Origin of the sequence: Streptomyces sp. NPDC058157, assembly GCF_042884105.1 — a bacterium.
In the GTDB taxonomy this organism is placed as follows: Bacteria; Actinomycetota; Actinomycetes; order Streptomycetales; family Streptomycetaceae; genus Streptomyces.
The window spans coordinates 16,621-34,301 of the sequence record NZ_JBHVUQ010000049.1; the positions used below are offsets into that span (position 1 = coordinate 16,621).

The 17,681-nt window shown below is 71.1% G+C and carries 22 protein-coding genes and 2 pseudogenes; 15 read left to right on the top strand and 9 right to left on the bottom strand.

What is annotated here, in order from left to right:
• Window positions 1-100: 100 nt before the first annotated feature.
• From ACFVXK_RS15140 to ACFVXK_RS15150, 3 genes are all read right to left on the bottom strand, one after another.
• Window positions 101-640 (bottom strand): NUDIX hydrolase, encoded by a 540-nt coding sequence (locus ACFVXK_RS15140; protein ID WP_389611969.1) that lies wholly within the window; start codon window positions 638-640, stop codon window positions 101-103.
• Window positions 641-738: 98 nt separating this feature from the next.
• A complete protein-coding gene (locus ACFVXK_RS15145; RefSeq protein WP_389611970.1) occupies window positions 739-1,974 on the bottom strand; it encodes a hypothetical protein in 1,236 nt (411 codons plus the stop codon).
• The gene (locus ACFVXK_RS15150) at window positions 1,932-2,441 is read right to left on the bottom strand and encodes a hypothetical protein (RefSeq protein WP_389611971.1); all 510 of its coding nucleotides are present in this window, start codon (window positions 2,439-2,441) and stop codon (window positions 1,932-1,934) included. Before ACFVXK_RS15150 ends, ACFVXK_RS15145 begins: the two co-directional genes overlap by 43 nt.
• Before the next feature lie 270 nt (window positions 2,442-2,711).
• Between ACFVXK_RS15150 and ACFVXK_RS15155 the strand changes: the two genes are divergently transcribed.
• From ACFVXK_RS15155 to ACFVXK_RS15165, 3 genes are all read left to right on the top strand, one after another.
• Window positions 2,712-3,242, top strand: coding sequence for a hypothetical protein (locus ACFVXK_RS15155; protein WP_389611972.1), 531 nt, complete (start codon window positions 2,712-2,714; stop codon window positions 3,240-3,242).
• 141 nt (window positions 3,243-3,383) lie between these two features.
• The gene (locus tag ACFVXK_RS15160) at window positions 3,384-4,238 is read left to right on the top strand and encodes an FtsX-like permease family protein (RefSeq protein WP_389611973.1); all 855 of its coding nucleotides are present in this window, start codon (window positions 3,384-3,386) and stop codon (window positions 4,236-4,238) included.
• 126 nt (window positions 4,239-4,364) lie between these two features.
• Window positions 4,365-4,937 carry a YbaK/EbsC family protein gene (locus ACFVXK_RS15165; RefSeq protein ID WP_389611974.1) on the top strand — a complete coding sequence of 191 codons (573 nt, stop codon included), beginning with the start codon at window positions 4,365-4,367 and terminating at the stop codon, window positions 4,935-4,937.
• A gap of 115 nt (window positions 4,938-5,052) precedes the next feature.
• Here the strand turns inward: ACFVXK_RS15165 and ACFVXK_RS15170 are convergent, their stop codons facing one another.
• Window positions 5,053-5,493, bottom strand: coding sequence for a DUF6086 family protein (locus ACFVXK_RS15170; RefSeq protein WP_389611975.1), 441 nt, complete (start codon window positions 5,491-5,493; stop codon window positions 5,053-5,055).
• Window positions 5,494-5,718: 225 nt separating this feature from the next.
• Between ACFVXK_RS15170 and ACFVXK_RS15175 the strand changes: the two genes are divergently transcribed.
• The 5 genes and pseudogenes from ACFVXK_RS15175 to ACFVXK_RS15195 all read left to right on the top strand — a co-directional run bounded on the left by ACFVXK_RS15175 (window position 5,719) and on the right by ACFVXK_RS15195 (window position 8,584).
• Window positions 5,719-6,090: a hypothetical protein gene (locus ACFVXK_RS15175; protein ID WP_389611976.1), complete on the top strand. Its 372-nt coding sequence runs from the start codon at window positions 5,719-5,721 to the stop codon at window positions 6,088-6,090.
• Window positions 5,973-6,322, top strand: a pseudogene (locus ACFVXK_RS15180) (multicopper oxidase domain-containing protein). The gene ACFVXK_RS15175 and the pseudogene ACFVXK_RS15180 overlap by 118 nt, the downstream one beginning before the upstream one ends.
• The gene (locus ACFVXK_RS15185) at window positions 6,304-7,083 is read left to right on the top strand and encodes a multicopper oxidase family protein (protein ID WP_389611977.1); all 780 of its coding nucleotides are present in this window, start codon (window positions 6,304-6,306) and stop codon (window positions 7,081-7,083) included. The pseudogene ACFVXK_RS15180 and the gene ACFVXK_RS15185 overlap by 19 nt, the downstream one beginning before the upstream one ends.
• 60 nt (window positions 7,084-7,143) lie before the next feature.
• Window positions 7,144-7,905, top strand: coding sequence for a metallophosphoesterase family protein (locus ACFVXK_RS15190; RefSeq protein WP_389611978.1), 762 nt, complete (start codon window positions 7,144-7,146; stop codon window positions 7,903-7,905).
• A gap of 109 nt (window positions 7,906-8,014) precedes the next feature.
• Complete coding sequence (locus tag ACFVXK_RS15195) at window positions 8,015-8,584, top strand: DM13 domain-containing protein (RefSeq protein WP_389611979.1); 570 nt, start codon at window positions 8,015-8,017, stop codon at window positions 8,582-8,584.
• Window positions 8,585-8,995: 411 nt separating this feature from the next.
• Here the strand turns inward: ACFVXK_RS15195 and ACFVXK_RS15200 are convergent, their stop codons facing one another.
• Both ACFVXK_RS15200 and ACFVXK_RS15205 read right to left on the bottom strand, forming a co-directional pair.
• Complete coding sequence (locus ACFVXK_RS15200) at window positions 8,996-10,894, bottom strand: SMI1/KNR4 family protein (RefSeq protein ID WP_389611980.1); 1,899 nt, start codon at window positions 10,892-10,894, stop codon at window positions 8,996-8,998.
• 106 nt (window positions 10,895-11,000) lie between these two features.
• A complete protein-coding gene (locus tag ACFVXK_RS15205; RefSeq protein WP_389611981.1) occupies window positions 11,001-11,423 on the bottom strand; it encodes a hypothetical protein in 423 nt (140 codons plus the stop codon).
• 96 nt (window positions 11,424-11,519) lie between these two features.
• On the opposite strand from ACFVXK_RS15205, the gene ACFVXK_RS15210 reads away from it, so the two are divergent.
• From ACFVXK_RS15210 to ACFVXK_RS15220, 3 genes are all read left to right on the top strand, one after another.
• Window positions 11,520-11,921 carry an FAD-dependent oxidoreductase gene (locus ACFVXK_RS15210; protein ID WP_389611982.1) on the top strand — a complete coding sequence of 134 codons (402 nt, stop codon included), beginning with the start codon at window positions 11,520-11,522 and terminating at the stop codon, window positions 11,919-11,921.
• Window positions 11,918-12,577 carry an FAD-dependent oxidoreductase gene (locus tag ACFVXK_RS15215; protein WP_389611983.1) on the top strand — a complete coding sequence of 220 codons (660 nt, stop codon included), beginning with the start codon at window positions 11,918-11,920 and terminating at the stop codon, window positions 12,575-12,577. The genes ACFVXK_RS15210 and ACFVXK_RS15215 overlap by 4 nt, the downstream gene beginning before the upstream one ends.
• Window positions 12,578-12,643: 66 nt before the next feature.
• Window positions 12,644-13,075 carry an ester cyclase gene (locus tag ACFVXK_RS15220; protein WP_389611984.1) on the top strand — a complete coding sequence of 144 codons (432 nt, stop codon included), beginning with the start codon at window positions 12,644-12,646 and terminating at the stop codon, window positions 13,073-13,075.
• A gap of 51 nt (window positions 13,076-13,126) precedes the next feature.
• Here ACFVXK_RS15220 and ACFVXK_RS15225 read toward each other — a convergent pair whose 3' ends face one another.
• On the bottom strand, window positions 13,127-13,354 hold the full coding sequence (locus ACFVXK_RS15225; protein ID WP_389611985.1) for a hypothetical protein: 228 nt from the start codon (window positions 13,352-13,354) through the stop codon (window positions 13,127-13,129).
• Between the two features lie 163 nt (window positions 13,355-13,517).
• Here ACFVXK_RS15225 and ACFVXK_RS15230 point away from each other — a divergent pair, with 163 nt between their 5' ends.
• From ACFVXK_RS15230 to ACFVXK_RS15240, 3 genes and pseudogenes are all read left to right on the top strand, one after another.
• Entirely contained in the window at window positions 13,518-14,078 is a 561-nt protein-coding gene (locus tag ACFVXK_RS15230; protein WP_389611986.1) for a DUF6817 domain-containing protein, read from the top strand.
• Window positions 14,079-14,292: 214 nt separating this feature from the next.
• Window positions 14,293-15,363, top strand: a complete 1,071-nt coding sequence (locus ACFVXK_RS15235) for a hypothetical protein (RefSeq protein WP_389611987.1) — start codon at window positions 14,293-14,295, stop codon at window positions 15,361-15,363.
• 111 nt (window positions 15,364-15,474) lie between these two features.
• Window positions 15,475-15,595, top strand: a pseudogene (locus ACFVXK_RS15240) (IS481 family transposase); the annotation flags it as partial.
• A gap of 425 nt (window positions 15,596-16,020) precedes the next feature.
• On the opposite strand, the gene ACFVXK_RS15245 reads toward ACFVXK_RS15240, so the two are convergent.
• On the bottom strand, window positions 16,021-16,215 hold the full coding sequence (locus tag ACFVXK_RS15245; RefSeq protein ID WP_389611988.1) for a hypothetical protein: 195 nt from the start codon (window positions 16,213-16,215) through the stop codon (window positions 16,021-16,023).
• Window positions 16,216-16,773: 558 nt separating this feature from the next.
• Here ACFVXK_RS15245 and ACFVXK_RS15250 point away from each other — a divergent pair.
• The gene (locus ACFVXK_RS15250) at window positions 16,774-17,535 is read left to right on the top strand and encodes a hypothetical protein (RefSeq protein ID WP_389611989.1); all 762 of its coding nucleotides are present in this window, start codon (window positions 16,774-16,776) and stop codon (window positions 17,533-17,535) included.
• Here the strand turns inward: ACFVXK_RS15250 and ACFVXK_RS15255 are convergent.
• Window positions 17,528-17,671 (bottom strand): hypothetical protein, encoded by a 144-nt coding sequence (locus tag ACFVXK_RS15255; RefSeq protein WP_389611990.1) that lies wholly within the window; start codon window positions 17,669-17,671, stop codon window positions 17,528-17,530. The two genes, ACFVXK_RS15250 and ACFVXK_RS15255, sit on opposite strands and share 8 nt — an antisense overlap.
• Window positions 17,672-17,681 lie beyond the last annotated feature (10 nt).

Consider the following 17,681-nt stretch of genomic DNA (forward strand, 5'->3'; position numbering starts at 1 on the left):
CCGACCGAGCCCACCCACCGCCCGAGGCCGCCAACAGGGGCCGAACGAACGAGGGCCGTCGCATCCTGAACTCTCCTCGGTTGCCGGGCTCCCGGGCCCGTCATACCCAGGTGTAGTTCGAGTCGGTCATGGCCTCCAGGGCCACCCCGCTCGCCGTGCCGCGGGGGTCGGTGAGCGCGGCGAGCGCCGGCCCGACGGGTGGGTAGACCGACAGCGCGGCCGTCCTGCGGTGGTCGATCCACTCGATCACCCCGGCCTCGTGGCTCCCGTCGGGAAGTTCGTCCAGCTCCCGCTCGGCGAGGGTGGCGCGCACGGCGGGGCTGACGTGGAAGCGGTAGACCAGGTGGAGTTTGCGCGGGGACGGGGTGGCGCCGGGGCGGGTCACGCGCTGGTCGAGGACCCACACCAGGTCTCTGCCCTCGGCCGCGGCCGTGTCGAGGGCGAGCTCTTCGGCGAGCTCCCGGGCGAGGGCGACCGTGAGGTCCTCGCCGTCTTCGACGTTGCCTCCGGGCAGCGAGTAGTGGCGGGAGCCGGTGCGGTCGCGGCGGATGAGAGCGACCTCAGCACCGCAGAACACCAGCGCTCCGACCCGGATCTTGATCCGTGAGAACGGAGGGGGCACGGCAGGGGTGTTCGTCATGCCGACCAGTATCCGGCAGCTCCCTGCCCTCATGCGGCCGTCTTCCGCCGGGAGCTGCCGGACCCGGGGGCACCCTGAAGGTCCGTGCCGGAGCGGCGTCAGCGGCCGGTGATTCCGTCCCACGCCTTGTCCAGAGCCAGACGCTTCAGCTGGTCGACGGTGAGTGCCGGTGTGCTCCGGTTGGCGTCCTGGTAGGGGCCGGTGCTGTTCGTGACGGTGACGACCACGCGGAGTCCGTCGGCCCGGACGGTGTCGACGGTCCACTCGACGGCGTTCTTCCCGCCCTTCTCGGCAGGCTCCTCGGTGACCTTGACCCTCGTACCGTCCGGCGTCCTCTCGGCGCCGTCGTAGAGCTCCGCGTAGACCCCGCCGCTCTGCCGGCCCCCGAGCCGCTGCACATTGATCTGGAAGTGCGTGTCGCCCTTGCCGTCATGGAGGAGGGCTTCGAGGAATCCGTCCTGCCCACTGGTCTCCGCGACCGAGACTCCCGCGGGGAGCAGGCCCCGCACCACCTTCTCGATGTCCGCGGCCAGAGGTTCACCGGCCGGGCGCGCGGCGGACTTCGCGGCGTCGGAGGCGGGGAGTCCGGCGAGCACGGCGTCCCACTTCGGACTGGTCGCGATCTCCTTGAGCTGCTGCGCAGTCAGCGGAGTCCGGGACCGTGTGACCGTACCCGACTTCTCCTCGGCGGCATTCAGCGTGTACACGCTGACCTGCCGGCCTTCCTTGGTGTACATGTCCGCCTGGATCATCCGCGGCCCCTGGCGCTCGGAGGGCCGCTCGTACCCCTGCGAGACCACCAGGACACCGCCATCGGGAAGTTCGGTGCGCTCGCACTGCTCATCGGGGTTGCCGCCCTGCAGCGGGCACCCGATGTTGCGGGCCGTCACGTCCCCGTGGCCGAAGCCGATGCCGACCAGGCCGGGGCCGGTCCCCTCATCGACGACGATCCGCGCGGTGGGGGCCTGCACCGCCGCCCGCTCGCCACCCTGCTTGGCGTCGTGGGTCCCCTGGATTCCGACCACCTTCAGATCGGCCCCCTTGGGCAGGAAGGAGGCGAGCACCCTGCCGATGTCGTCGCCGCTGAGCATCTCCACCGGGGCGCCGGCAGCCTGCGCACCCACGGGTGAGTCATCCAGCGAAAGCACGCAGGCGACGGCACCCGCCAGCGTGAGGCCGGCAGCGCCGGTGATGAAGGTATTCTTGGCATGCCGCCGGTTGGAAATCTTGAACATCTTATCGACCAATCCTGGAGTGCTGAGTGCGACGGGAAGGGACCGAACTGACCAGGTCAGCCACCCCAACACTGCGAAGCGTTGTTGTTCTTCAGCCACTTCTCCAGGTTGTAGTTCTTGTAGCCGCCGACGTTCTGGCTGCGCCCCTTGCATCCTGAATTGAAATGGATGCGCAGAACTCGCTTCGGATCGTAGTTGGCGACGGATGCGGCGTTGTTCTTCACCGTCTGTCCGGCCCCATTGGTGTGCTTCCTGGCCTGTTCATCGGTCCAGGACATGAATGAGCGGCCGACGTAGTTTATGTCCTCGCTGTGGTCGTACATCCCTCCGGCGTAGTTGGAGTTGAAGTAGACGATTCCCTCGTGTATTTCATGCTGGCCGTTCGCGTCTCCGAGCACCGGCCTTTCCACGGCCCGGTCGTTCTGTGCCGAGAAGGCGGGGCCGGTGAGGAGCAGTGGCACTGCGATTGCCGTGACAGAAACGAACGCTTTCTTGAAGCGCACGAATACCTCATTCGTATCGCCGCCCGTCGCCCTGAAGGCGAGGGCGATAATCTGCAAGATCATCAAGACGATGCCCGAGTGGAATGAAACGCGCAAAATCACCTGAAGGCCACCACAGAATCAAGGCGAGGGTTCGCGCACGTTCAGCATCGGCCCGGGAGGCGTGGATGCCGCCCGCGGCCCAAGGGTTGTCCTGTAATTGACGTCCGAGATGGCTGCCCGGGTTCTGCCGGGGGTCAGCCTTCAGGACGATCGAGGGGTGGCTCCCGTGGGGGATGCTGATCGTGCGTGTAGCCGACGCAACGTCGTTGAGGCTCGGCGATCGTGGGGGTCATGCCGATCACACGTCACGTCCCCCCGCTCGGTGACACCGAGCGCCCCGTCCCCGTCTGGGCCCTCCGGCTCGCCAAGGCTCTCCCGTTCGTCGTGCTGCCGCACTGCCTGTGGCGGCTGCCGTTCGCCGCCGACTTCCGGATGGGAATGATCGACCCGGCGGCACCCGTCGCTCCCTGGTGGACCCCGTTCTACGTCGTCGGGCTCAGTGTGCTCACCGAGGCGCTGGCTCTGCTGACCACTGGGCTGGTGGCCGGCTGGGGTGAGGTGGTGCCGCGCTGGGTGCCGTTCGTCGGCGGCCGGCGGGTGGCGCCGCTCGCCACGGTGATCCCGGCGGTCCTGGGCGGCCTGGCCCTGGTGGCGATGTTCGATCTCTACCCACTCGCATGGGCAGGCGTCCTCCCCGAGTTGGGGTACAGCAACGGATGGTGGATGGCCCTGGCCCGGCTGTGCATCAGCCCGGCGATGCTGTGGGGGCCGATCGTGCTGGCTCTGGCCTGGGCCTACTACCGGCGGCGCCGACCTGCCTGAGCCGCAGCACGGTGGCCGCGACAACCCGGCTCTCGGCAAACCCGTTCACCGGGCTGAGCCCACGCGACTTCCGCATGCTGATGACGGCGCTGCGCGAACGCGGTGCCCGCGGCGCCACTGGGCACGACCGTCACGCCGCCCGTGCGCTCCGGGTCGCTCACCTCGCCGCCCGAGAACTTCCTGGTCGTGGACGAGCACGCCGCCCAGTCCAACGGCCTGCCGGTCGGCGGCAGGGTGGTCACGCTGCTGCCGACCGGCGCGCGCGTTCCGACCGTCATCGCGGCGGTCGTCGCGCGCGGCCTGAACGGCGACGACACCTACCTCTCAGCGTCGCTGACCGGCGCCCTGCTGCCCAGCCGCGTCCACCCCGACTCCCGGGCGGGCGCGGGCCTGCCGCTCGACGAGCGGCAGACGGCCGCGGTGAACCAGGCGCTAGCCGGCTCCGGCGCACACCTCGTGACCTACCACGCCTACCTGGAGGCCCAGCGCGCGCACGCGGCGCAGCAGACGGACGACGCCGCGCTGGTCATCCTGGGGATCACGCCGGCCTACGCCCTGATCGCGGTCGCCAACACCCTTGTCATGGCGATGGCCAGGCGGCGACGGGAGTTCGCCCTGCTCGGTCTGGCCGGCACGGTGCGCGGCCAGATCGTGAAGGTGGCCGCGGCCGAGTCGGCCGTGGCGGTGGTCGCCGGCACCGTCCTCGCCGCCGTGGCGACCGTCCTCGTCGCGGTGCCCCAGCACGCCTCGCTGAACCGGGTCGTGACCGCCGCGCCGACGGTGATCCCGTGGACCCGCATCGGGAGGACCGTCGCACTCTGCGCCCTCGTCACCGTGGTCACCGCGTCGGCGGCGACCTGGCGCGCGCCCCGCCGACCGGCGACCGAGGCCGCAGGCATCCGGGAGTATCGCCGCTTGTCTCGACCCGCCGGGCTACGCGGCAACCGGGCGCTCAGCGCGTTGTATGCGGTCATCGCCCGCTGGCACGGGCCGTGACGGTTCAGGGCCGCACGAGGAAGGAGCTGCTCCAGTTCACGGAGGAACGTGGTCCCGCGGCGAGTCGTTCCGTCCGCTGGCCGGACGGCGGACGGGCCGTGAGGCGAGGGGTGTTAGCGTGCGGGGATGCGTGATCTTCCCGGGATCTTCGACAGGTTCCTCAACGCCGTACCGGCCCCCTCCTGCCTCGAGGAGCTCGTCCGGCCCGTGGCCGAGGCGATCGGCGCCTGGTCCGGGGACGTCCCGGCCGAGGAGTTCCTTTACGTGGACACCGACCCGGCCATCGCCGATACCGCCCGGTTCGTCGCCCACTACGGGCAGGAGCTGCTCGAGGCGTCGGCCAACTGCGTGGTCGTCGCCGCGAAGCGGGGCGGCGGGACCACCCTCGCCGCCTGCCTGGTCCCTTCGTACGGCCGGGTCGACGTGAACGGGACCGTGCGCCGCCGTCTGGGTGCGCGGAAGGTGTCGTTCGCGCCGATGGAGACGGCGGTGGAGGCGACCGGCATGGAGTACGGGGGCATCACCCCGCTGGGTCTGCCTCTGGCCTGGCCCCTGCTGGTGGACGCGGCGGTCACCGAGATGCCCTACGTCCTCATCGGCAGCGGTCGCCGACGCGGCAAGCTCATCGTGCCGGGCGCGACGTTCACACAGCTCCCGTCCACCGAAGTCCTCCAGGACCTCGCCCTCGTCACCCCCTGACCCGGGGGGAGTTCCAGCCGGGCCGTGCCGGAGGATTGCGGGCCCGTCGGCCAGACGACGGGCCGCCTTGGGTCCAGGACCTCGTTTCCTCAGCCGGGCGGGCCGGCGGCGGTGGTCAGCGGGGCATGCGCCGCCCCAGCTCTCGTGCCTTCTCGCGCAGCCCCATGCCCCAGGCGCCGCCTTCCGCCGGGGTGGGCGCCCCGGCGAGGGCGGAGGCCTGCACGTCGCCGGGCCGGGCTTGCGGGGCGGCTCCGTGCCGCGCCCAGTCCACAGTGATCCCGGCGCGTTCCGCGAGAACCAGCACCGTGGCGGTGAAGCCTTCGGAGAGCGCGAGCCAGACGGCGTGGTTCGATTTTCCGTGCTGCGCCAAGAGGGCGTCGACGAAGGCCTCAAGGGCATCGGGGCGGATCTGGCACTCGTCGTTCTCCATCGACCCGATGCCCGAGGGGAGTCCCAGCTCCGCCTCGAAGACCGCCACCTGGCGCCGGAACATGCGAGAAGCTCCATTGGACGGATTCCACAGCGTCTCGTCGCCGAGGTCGAAGTACTGGCTCATCTGCGGCATCCTCCAGCCGGTCATGACGGCGGACCAGACTATCCAGCCTGATCATCGTGGTCGTAGGGACTACTCCTCGGCCCGACGCCGGCAGAGCCGACGGTGGCGGCCGAGCCGCTGCGAGGACACGACTCCTCCGCGGCCGTCGGCCATCCGGGGCGTATCGGCGGGACTGGCCGAGATGCTGGGAGGGTGGAAGTCCGACCCACGCCATATCGTCGGCGCGTGAGGCGTCGTCGATTCCTTCTGCTGGCCGCCACCGCCGCCACCGCCGCAGGCACCTCCGGCTGTGACTCCGGCAGCGGATCCGCCGAGACACCGTCAGCCACCCGCCACAGGGCGGACAGCGCGGGCTTCGCCAACCCGCTGCGCATTCCGCCGCTGCTGGAACCCACCCTGGACGCGGCCGGCGTGAAGACCTTCACCCTGACCGCGCAGCGGGGCCGCACCGAGTTCCTGCCCGGCAAGCCGGCCCCGACCTGGGGGTTCAACGGGTCCTACCTGGGCCCGACGCTGCGGGCCCGCGCGGCGACCGAGTACGGGTCGACGTCGTCAACCAGGTCGGCGATAAGACCACCGTCCACTGGCACGGCATGAGGGTGCCGGCCTCATGGACGGCGGCCCCCAGCGGATCATCGAGCCCGGGGCGACCTGGAGCCCCCACTGGACCGTCGACCAGCCCGCGGCCACCACCTGGGACACCCCCACCCCCACGGCTTCACGGTCCAGCACGTCTACCGGGGACTGGCCGGGCTGTTCCTCCTCGACGACCCACAGGCACAAGGCCTCGCCCTGCCCAAGGCCTACGGCGTGGACGATTTCCCGCTGATCGTCCAGGACAAGGTCGTCAATGCCGACGGCACGCTGTCGGAACAGCGACTCGACGACTCCGTCTTCTTCCTCGGCAACCGCATCCTCGTCAACGGAACCCTCGACCCCCACCTGCGGATCAGCTCACAACGCGCACGGCTACGCATCCTCAACGCCTCCAACTCCCGCCTCCTGCACTTCGGGTTCGCCGACGGACGCACCCTCGGCCGGGACGCCATCGGCAAGGGGGACTTCGACCTGCTGAAGATCATCGCCGCCGACCGGCTCAGCGCCTCGCCCCCGGTCCCGGACCGACTCGCGACCACACCTCCGATCGAGGTGCCCGCCGGAGCACGGGTACGCCGGTTCCAACTCGACGGGGACGACGAGATCAACGGCCGCGACTACGCCATGGACCGCATCGACGAGGTCGTACCGGCCGGAGCCCACGAGATCTGGGAGGTGGAAGCACGCGACCACGCCCACAACTTCCACATCCACGAAGTGGCCCTGCGCGTGATCGGCATCGGCGGCCGCCAACCGCCCGCCTGGTACCGGTCGCAGAAGGACACCGTCTTCCTGCCGGCCACATCGAAGACGAGACTCGCCGTCCAGTTCGGCCACTTCACGGACCCGACGACGCCCTACATGTACCACTGCCACATCCTGCGCCACGAGGACCGCGGCATGATGGGCCAGTTCGTGATCGTGCAACCCCGCACGGAGGAGGACGTCGTACGCACCCTGCCCACCGCCGACACCGGCCACGCCCACGGCTGACCGCGGCCCGGTCCCGCACCTCCTGCCGCAGGGCTGACGGCGTATTGGATATTGGTCGTCATGTTGAACCGAGTAGCCGTCCTCTCCGACATCCACGGTGTGTTGCCCGCGCTGGAGGCAGTCCTGGCCGAACCCGATGTCCGAGACGCCGATCTGATCGTGCTCACCGGGGACATCGCGTGCGGCCCGCAGCCGGTGGGGGTGCTCGATCTCCTGGCCGGCCTCGGCGAGCGGGCCGCCTGGATCCGCGGCAACGCCGATCGTGAGCTGGTCGAATACCGCAGGGGACTGCGTACGTCGATACCGGACCCGATCGGCCCGTCGGCCGCGGAGCGGCTCCGAGACGACCAGGTCGACCTGTTGGAGGCCTTGCCTACCACGCTCACCCGTCAGGTCCGCGGCTTGGGCGACGTCCTGTTCTGCCACGCCACCCCTCGTGACGACGAGGAGGTGGTGCTCGTCGACTCCAGCCCCGAGCGGTGGGGCGAGGTCTTCGGCGGCGTGGACGAGGCGGTCGGCACCGTGGTGTGCGGACACACCCACATGCCCTTCGCCCGCCAGGTCGCCGGCAGGCTGGTCGTCAACCCGGGAAGTGTGGGGATGCCCTTCGGCCGGGCCGGCGCGCACTGGGCGCTCCTGGGGCCGGGCGTCCAACTGCGTTCCACCTCCTTCGACATCGACGCGGCCGCCGCCCGGATCGCCGATGACTCCACTTTCGATCAGGCGGCGGAATGGGCCGACCACTGCCTGAACGCGCGGACCACCGAGGAGGCCGCGTTCGAGATGTTCGCTCCGCGCGACGGGCGCCGGCCCGGGCGTTGACGCCGCCCGTAAGACTTTCGTCACCAGGTCTGAGCTGGTGACGTCGGCCGCGGACGCGTTGAATGGCGGGCGGCGGACGGTCGACAGATGGGCGAGGAAGGGCACTTCGGTGGCGGAGACGGTGACGGAGACGAAGCGACGAGGACGGCTGTGGGCCGGGCTGGTGGTCGTGGCCACGCTGGTACTGGGCGTCGGCACGTACTGGTTCCAGCCGTGGAGGCTGTGGCAGGACGCGACCATCCGGGAGGCCCTCCCCATGACATCCCGACAGGCCGCCGAACCCGGGTCCGCGTCCTCGGCGGTGCCCCCGGGCGCTCAGGCCGGCCCCCAGGTCCTGGCCCGGGGCACGCTGATCAGCCACGAGCACACCACGACGGGTACCGTGGAACTGATCCGGCTCCCCGACGGCTCCCGCACGCTGCGGCTGGAGGACCTCGACACCAGCAACGGCCCGGACCTGCGCGTCTGGCTCACGGATGCCCAGGTGAAGGAAGGGGTGGCCGGCTGGTCGGTCTTCGACGACGGCAAGCACGTCAGCCTGGGCAGGCTCAAGGGCAACAAGGGCGACCAGAACTACGCGATCCCCGCCGACCTGAACCTGGCCGACTACCGCAGCGTCACCATCTGGTGCGACCGCTTCGACGTCTCCTTCGGCGCGGCCACCCTCACCACCGCATGATCCACCACCGGCCCGGACACCGGGACGGCCCGGCCGCCGAGGGCCGGCGCGCAGCCTCCGAGCGCAGACACTCCACGGCATCCGAGCGGGCCTGAAGTTCTCGGGCCCCGGCGCGGCCGAGGAAGGCGGTACCGTCCCGCAGGCAGGATCCACTGGTCATCCTGTCACCCGGTGAAGCCCGGCGCGGTTTCCACGATGGCCCGCAGCACCTCCATCGACGCGCCGTCCCCCGCGTCGCCTCCGCTGGAACGAGCCTCGCGCCTCGCCGCCGCCCTTCCGCCGCGACGGCAGACGGCGCCCCCGCCGGCCCGCGGCCCGAGGCGGAGGCGTCACCGCCTCCGGGACGGCGGCGGCATACGCACGTCCACGCGCGAAGGCGGTGCGCCCAAGTCCCCGAGCGCCCGCGGCCCTTCAGCCCCGGTGCCGGACGAAGCGGATGTAGGCGAAGCTCTCGCCCTCGCGGGGCGCACGGGTCCAGGAGCGGGTGGTGAGGGTGGGGAGCGCGCCCTGGGTCAGGGCGAAGCGGGGGAGTGACAGGCCCAGCTCGGCGTGGAGGGCCTCCAGCGCGCGCGGTACCCCGTCCAAGGGCGTGTCGTCCGCCCGGAACAGCCGGGCGGGGTCCAGGGCCTCGGGTATCGTCCCGGAGCGCTGGACCTCACCACCGCGCACGGTGAACGCGTAGACCTCCTCGCCCCGTTCGGCCACCGACAGGTGGAAGGCGGGGGGCTGGTCGTCGGGGGAGTGGCGTTCCGGCTCGCGCCACACGACCACCGCGCGGCCGTGCGCGGAGGCGGCGACGGCCGGGGACACGAACCGGTCGCCCAGGTGGTGGGCGTCGCCGTCGAAGGCAAAGGCCCACCCTTCGGCGGTGCGGCCGACGGCGACGGCGGCCCGGTCCTCCCACGGTTCCACGCCCTCGCGCTCCCACCGCCCCTGCCTCCGCCAGGACCCGAGCCGGTCCGTGAGCACCCCGAGTCCGGCTCCCTCCTCACCGATCAGGGCGGGCAGACCGGCGGGGTCGAGGCCCTCCACCCACACGCACCGGTACCCGGCGGCCGGCCCGCGGCCGTCCCCGGGCCCCGCCAGCCAGCCGAGCCCCGGCGGGTCGAGGTCGGCGACGGGCTCCGGGACGGGCCCGGTTTCCCCCGAACGCGGTGTCGCGAGGAGCTCCCGCCCCCGCTCCGGGGTGAGCAGCGGACCCAGGACCGGATCGGCGAGCAGCCCGATGGGGGCGATCAGCGAGGGCCCGGGCGCCTCCCACAGCGGGAGGGCCTCCCGCAGGACCCGCCACGCCGCGTCGGTCGCTCCCCAGCGGGCCGCCTCCCGGGCTTCCGCGACGGCCCGCCCCCACAGGCCGGGAGGCGCGTAGCGGTGGGTGCCGTCCCGCACCGCGCCCAGCACCGCCCGGGCCGCCTCGCGGTCGACGCCCCGCGCGGCCATCATCCCGAGCCAGTAGTCGTCCCCGTCCGGCCCCTGGCCGTCGCGCGCCGCCGCCATGGCCTGCACCGGCAGGACCTCGGGCCCGTGGCGCGGATCGGCCGGGAGGAGGCCGTAGTCCCCGGAAACGCGCCGGCCCGACAACTGCCGCACCTGCTGCAACAGAACGCCGCTGTGCGGCCGTCCGAAGGAGAACGCCTCCTCCAGCAGCGGCGCCGCTTCCTCGTGGCGTCCCCGCAGGGCCAGCAGCCGGGCCTCCTCGACCCGGGCGTCCTGGGCGCGCGTGGTCGCGTTCACGAACCCGGGGTCACCGGCCCGGGTGGCGTGGAAGCCGTGGTACATGGCCTCCATGTAGGCGCGGAACGACGGGTAGCGGCGCGGCGGCTCACCACCCCACCCCTGGTAGAGGTAGAGCGCCCACTCGCCGTCCTCGTCCCGGTCACCCGGGTCGAGCAGGGCGTACGACATGTCGGACTCCGTCTCCAACCGCAACGCGCGCCGCCACATCCCGGCCAGCAGCACCTCCTCCTCACGCGGGTTCTCGCCCAGGCCGTCCGCGTACAGGGGGGTCATGTCGAACGGATCCCGGAACCAGTCGATGTCCGTGGTGCCGCCGAGCTGGTACACCCCGGCCATCTGCTCCACGTACCACCCGTCACTCACCGCCAGGAACGCCCGGTACGAGGCCGGCAGTCGACGCCCCAACCGCACCTCGGCCGCCCGGATCGCCGCCTCGTCCGCCGCGGGCCCGCCCAGCCGGAAGGAGCCCGGCGGACCGTCCTGGTCCGGGCCGTCGTCCGGGTCCCTCGGCGGAACCCACTCCTCCTGCCACCGTCCCAGGAACGCATGCCAGTTGAACGCTTCGTCACTCATGCCCGGATGCTGTCACCCGCCACTGACAACACGGCCCGCCCACGACCCTCCGCCCGCGCGGCGGCACCGGCAGCGGAACACGCCGTACGGCCGCCGCCCCCGCAGCTCAGCGCCCCACGGCCGTCCCCCGTTCCATGCGCGTCAGCTTCTCCGGACAGCGCACGGAACAGAGCCCGGTGATGCGGCCGCCGCCGATCCGCAGGGCCACGGCCACGTCGATGTCGATCGCCCCGCCGCCGCGCAGGGCGACGACGTCCGGGACGAGGAGGTCGAGCAGATTCAGCAGGCCATCCGTCACCAGCGCTCGCTGGAAGGCCACGAATGCGACGCGGTTCTCGGCGGCGGAAACGGGTCCGCGCGGCCGGCGCGCCGCCACGTGTCCCCGTGCTCTCGCCCGGCTCGACGCCCTCTGCGACGCGCGCAGCCGCCCGAAGGCCTGACGGGCGGCGATCCGGACCAGGTTCGCGCGCGGCTCCCGCACCACGTCGAGTTCGGCGCCCGCCCAGCGCAGCCAGGTGTCGTGTGACACCGCACGCCCTGTGACACCCGCCACACCGAAGACCTGTCACAGGACCCGGCCCGCCGGCATTTCATGTCCGACCAGTCACCAAGGCGGGAGGCCGACATGAAGGTCGTAGTGGTGGGCGCCGGTTACGCGGGCACGTTCGCGGCGAACCGGATCGCGAAGAAGGTGAGGAGCGCCGAGATCACGGTGGTCAACCCGCGCCCCGACTTCGTGGAGCGCGTACGGCTGCACCAGCAGCTCGCGGGGACCGCCACTGCCGCGACCCCCCTCACCTCGATGCTCCGGGACGGGATCACCTCGCGCATCGCCACCGCCGACAGGATCGGCGACGGCGCCCTCACCCTCGACGACGGTACGGGCATCGACTTCGACCACGCGTTCCTCGCCGTGGGCAGCACCGTCCGGCCGATGCCGGGCACGGTCCCGGTGGAAACCTGGGAAGGAGCCGAACGGGCCCGCACGGCGCTCGCCGCGCTGCCCCGCGCAGCAGGGTCACGGTGATCGGGGGCGGCGCGACGGGCATCGAGACGGCGGCCGAGGTGGCCGAGGCCAGGCCGGACCTCCGGGTGCGCGTCGTCGGATCCACGGTCGCCGGGGGCTTCTCCGGCCGGGCGCACGAGCGGATCCGGTCCGCACTGGCGGGGCTTGACGTCGACATCGTGGACGACGGCGTCACCGAGGTCACCGACGGCGTCGTACACCTCCGCTCGGGAGCGGCGTTCGCGTCCGACCTGACCCTGTGGGCGATCGTGTCGGGCGTTCCCGGCCTCGCGGCCCGCAGCGGTCTGCGCGTGGACCCGGAAGGCCGTGCGCTCGTGGACGAATACCTCCGCAGCGTCGACGACGAACGGATCTTCGTCGTGGGCGACTGCGCGGCCGTACCCGGCGCCCGCTTCGCCTGCGCACTCGCCGGGCCGCAGGCCGCCCACGCGGCCGACGCCCTGGCCCGCCTGATCGAAGGCCGCAGGCCCAAGCCGTACTCCCCGCGTTACGTCGCCCGGGCCGTCACCTTCGGACGGAAGAACGCGGTGGGCCAGTTCACCCGCCCCGACGACAGCCTCCGGCGGGCCTACGTCACCGGGCGCACCGCGGTGGTGATCAAGGAGCTGGCGTCCCGCGGCGGGAAGTACGGCGCCCGCACGGGCACCGGCGCCTGAACGACGAGTCCGGGGTCCGGACCCCGTGGGCAACGGCCCTTTCACCAACCGAGGAGAAGCCCGCACATGTCAGCAGCCCAGGCAGAAATCAACAAGGCGGCGTTCGGCCGCTTCCACGCCGCCGTGAACACGGGCGACGCGGAGCTCATCTCGAAGACGATCGACGAGGTCTTCACGCCCGACGTGCTGTTCCACGCTCCGGTGCCGACCGGCGCGACGGGGGCACAGGCGCTCAAACAGGTGTGGGTGGTCCTCCTGCGCGCGTTCCCCGACCTCCACGTCGCGGTCGAGGACGTGATCGCCGAAGGCGACAAGGTCGTCTTCAGGAACACGGTCACCGGAACCCACCGGGGTGACTACAGGGGCCTCCCGCCCACCGGCAAGCCGGTCACGTACGGCGAGATCTTCATCTTCCGCTTCAGCGGCGGCCGCATCACCGAGGTCTGGGGGGTCGTCGACGTCTTCGCGCAGCTACGACAGCTCGGCCTGATCCCGTGATCCCCGGAGCGCCGGAAAACGGAGGCGTGTTCCGTGACACGGCGTACCCGCTCAGGCGACCTCCTGGCGCCCGGCCGCCCTCCGCGTCCGCACCCCGCCTACGACGAGCGCCAACCCCACGGCGGCGACGCCGAGGTAGGCGGTGGACGGAAGGTCGACGACCTTGTGCATCCACCCCCACTCCGTGCCGAAGAACGCCTGCGAGGCGAAGCTGACGAGGCCCTGGGCCCCTATGACGTACCCGATGCTCTCGAGCGTGTATCCGATGGTCGTCCGCACGGATCCACCCTCTCGCGGCGGTGGCGTGAGAGCGTCCTCCGCAGGACCGAGGACCCGGTAGGCCGAAGGATGCAGTCGCACCGGCGGACGTGACCGCCTTCCAGAACCGTCCGCATGCCGGTCCCGGCGTACGCCGGCACGGGAACCCCGCCATGATGGGCTCATGATGCACAGCGACGATCAGCACTCCGACTCTCCGGCGATAGCCCTGCTCAAGGAGGTGGGAGCGGAGACGACCAAACACTCCGGAGGCACGCTCCTGACCCACCTGCTGCGCGTGGAGGCGATGCTCGCCGCGTGGGGCGCGCGCCCTGCACTGCAGACCGCGGCACTGTGCCACGCCTTCTACGGCACCGACGGCCTGCCGCTGGTACTCCTCGACCTGTCCGAGCGCGCCCGCCTGGCCGAGGCGATCGGCGTCGAGGCGGAGGAACTGGTCTACTTCTACGCCAGCTGCGACCGCAAGGCCTCCTACCCCGGCCTCGCCGCGCCCGACGGGGAGCCGGTGACCTTCCGGGACCGGTTCACCGGCGAGCAGTTCACACCGTCCCTCCAGCAGCGCCGTGACTTCGCCGAGCTCACCGTGGCCAACGAGCTGGACCTGGCCAAGGTGAACGAGTCCTTCCGCGAACGCAACGGGGAGGGCCTGCGCGAGCTGTTCACACGCTGGACGCCCCTCCTGTCGGAGCCGGCCCGCCGCGAGGTCACCGCGGTCCTCGGCTGAGGCCGACCCGCCCCCGGCGGAAGTGGCGTTGATCCCGAGCCTGCGGGGATGAACGCTCCCGGCGGCAGTGGATCTTGGCCCGTTTTCCTTTAATTTTGACCTGTTACGTCGGTGTGGTGGGCGGGCCCAGGGCTTGAATCTGATGCCTTCGGGATCGGTTGACTGCCAGTGGCTCATCCGGCCGTATGGCATGTACGCGGGGTACGGGGGTGCCATGGAAACGGACGTGGTCGCGGCGGTCGTGCGGGTGGTGACGGAGTTCGCGAGCGGCGCGGCCGGCGCGGCGGGAGCGAATGTCGGGCAAGCCGTTTCCGTCCTGGTGAGACAGCGGCTCGGGACGAGCCCGTCCGGGCAGGCGGCCCTCGCGGCCGTGGACGCGCAGCCGGAGGACGCGGAGGCTCGGACACAGCTGGCGGCCGCGATATCGGCCGCGGGCGCTGAGGACCCGGATTTCGCCGCCCGGCTCGTACAAGCCCTGGCCGGACCTCCGCCGGCGGCACCGCCGCGGAACTACGTCGGCAGTGTCGTCATCGACGGGGGAGCCAGTGTGCGCAAGAGCACCATCGCCCTGGGCCCCGTCACCTTCAGCAACACCCCGTCCGGGCGGGCCGCGCTCGTCGCGCTTGCGGCGGCTCTCCTTGCTCTGGTGGTCCTCGGCGTCTACGGAGGGGCACGACTGTTCGACGGTGACAGCTCCCCCGGATCCGGGGCGCCCGGCGATTCAGCGGGCGGCCCGGGGGCTGGGAGGCAGGCCGACGGGACCCCTGGTCAGGATCGGAACGAGGGCGGGGGGAAGGCGGTGCCGCTGTCCGATGCGGAGGCCGTGAAGGCCGTCCTGCCGGATGCGGCGAGCCTGCCGAGCGGCTGGACGGAGGTGAAGGCACCCAAGGCGGATGTCTCGTCGCAAGACGACGGTTCGACGTTCGAGGGCGGCGCCGAGTACCAGGGCCGCTACAGCATGGACACCGAATTCCTGGTGTTCTCCTATCCGGGCGAATCCGAAGCCCGGTCGGCCTTCGAACGCAAGAACCGGAAAGCGCAGGCGGCAGGCGTGAGGAAGCTGACGATGCCGAGCGTCGGCGACGAGATCACGGCGTTCTCACAGTCCACGAGCGAGGGTGCGGCCTCCGTCATCCACACCACCCACTACACGATGGTCCGTACCGGGACGGTCCTCACCATCGTCAGCGGCAAGGACAACGAGAGCCGACGCTACGACAGCGGTGACCTCGAATCCCTCACACGGCTACTCTCCCAGCGCGCCCGGACGGCCCAGACGGGCTGATCCGCCGCCGGCTGTCGGCCATCAGCCGGCCGTAGGTAGGCAGGTTGACCCCGCGCCTGCGAGGATGCTCCGCCGTAGAGCCGGGCACGTTCCATGCGGCGGCCGTCGGCCCTGCACCTGCGGACCTCGACGGCCCGCCGGATCCTGCTCCCGCCACGGCCTCAACCGCCTGGCCTTCCTCGACCGCCCCACCGGCGAGCTGATCCGCCGCTACGAACGTAGTCGTGGCGGACCCGTGGCGCCATGCGCCGGTATGCCCTCGACAGTCCGCGGCTCTTGCCGAGGCGCGTTCGCCACCAGCCCTTCACGAGGTTGCGCAGCGTGTACAACGCGGTCAGAACGGCGGCCTTGGTCCACACGTTCAGCTTGGCGTCGATCGCGGGCAGGAAGGTCATCCGCGCACCCTGCTGCACCGAACTGCGCGCTGTCACGGCCGGCGCTCACCTGCCTTCCCCGGGCCCGGCCGCGGGGGCTCGCGTTCACCCGGGAGGTCGTCGCCTTGTGTGCTTGCGGGGTCGGGTGGGTGGTGGTGCGGGGGCGGGTGGTGCCATGGGTCGGGTTGTGGTGTGGGGTGCGAGGTGGCGTGGGTGGGCCGCTTTGGTGGTGCTTCGGGGAACGAACAACGATCGACGGTGTTGGTTGGAAGGACGCTGCTCGTCAGGCCGTCGGCCCCGAGCGGAGTTGCCGAACGTCCCGCACGAGCGCGTACGAGGCGCCAAGGAAGATCACAACTCCAGCCACGAGCCAGAGAACTGACGCCCCAGCGCGGTGCTCACGAAGGGCAAGGGTGAGCAGCAGCATGCTGGCAAGGACACCGAAGGCCGAGATCAGGGCGCTGATGCGGTTGGTCACACGGACATCATCGACGACGACCTCGGCCAGCGGGAGTGATTCGATATCTCAGCGGGGGCCCCGATGACGTGTCCACCAGGGCTTGGGAAGGCGTTGGAGCGTTGCGGGTCTGTCGGGACGCGACCGGCTGGTGCCTTCATGCGCCGTCGTGTGCGCTGTGGCAAGCGGCCACACGGGTGGCTAGCGTTCCCCGCGGTTCGGTTCATGGGCGTGGCTGGAGACCGGAGCGGCGCCCGCGTGGGGACGGGGGCCTGGCCTGGGCTATGCGGGGTGGGCATATGATCCGTGACGGCTGTGGGGTTTCGGGGTCCTCTGAAGGTCGCTCGGGGATCGGGCCGGGCACCGCGTGGGAGCTGGACCTCTCCTGTCCGATAGCTTCCTGTCCGTGGACGGTCACGTGATTCCCCAGGGCTACGATCACGCAATTCCCCAGGCTGTCATCCCGATGTTCCGGAGGTGGCCGGAGGCCAGCGTGCCTGACAGCAGCCCGGACTACCGACCGGGTAGGGCCACGCGAATTCACATGACAGCTGTGGCTGGCTCCACGACCATTGGCCGATGACCATGCAACCGGACCTTCTCAGCCTGAGCATCGTGTGCCCTCCGCCCGACGAGGGCGGCGTGGAGGTCCGCCCGATCGTCAATGGCCGGGATCTTCTGGCCGATGTGCTCCCTGGCGGCGTGGGAGGCTCCCGGTACCTGGGAGTAGGACCCCGGTATCTGTTGGACCAGGATGGGCCGTTGCATGCCACCGCGACACCCCACGAGGCCCGTCTCGCTTGGTCCGGGTGCGGCGCGGAGGAGTGCTGCGGTGCCCTGTACATGACGGTCACGCGTGACGGGGATCATGTTGTCTGGGCGGGCTGGCGCGACCTGGCCAACGAGGACGTCGCCCTGCAGGAGCTTCGGTTCAACGCAGCTCAGTACGAGGCCGAGGTCATGCGAGCCGGAGAAGACCGCGGCTGGGAGTGGCCGGCAGGAGCAGTTGCGCGGCTGCTTGAGGCGGGGCTGAGGGGACGCGAGGACTGGCTCCTCCGGTGGGAGTGCGAGTTGCAAGACGTCTGGGCCTCCCGCAAGCAACCCGACCGAATCCACGTCATCCTGATGCACCCCCCTAACGGGCCCGATACGGATCTGCCCTGGATCCAGTTCGGAACGACCCTCCAGATCTCCGAGGACGACCCATCGATACAGGCCGAGCGCCTTGAAGCGCAGCTGACCGCAGGCGATCCCCGTGCCCTCGCCGAGGTCTGGGGAGGTTCGCATGATGCCGAGCGACTGGGCTACCCATGGCCGCCGGTCGACCTGCTGTTCATGTGAACAGCAGGGAGAGGCGGGCTCGGGCCCTGCCGGTGGGCATCGCAACCGCCAGCCCCATGGGGCGCGTGATCGTGCGGGTGGAGAATTGCGTGACGCCGGTCATGTAGATCGTGGGGAAATGCGTGACCGTCGACACGCGACGAAGG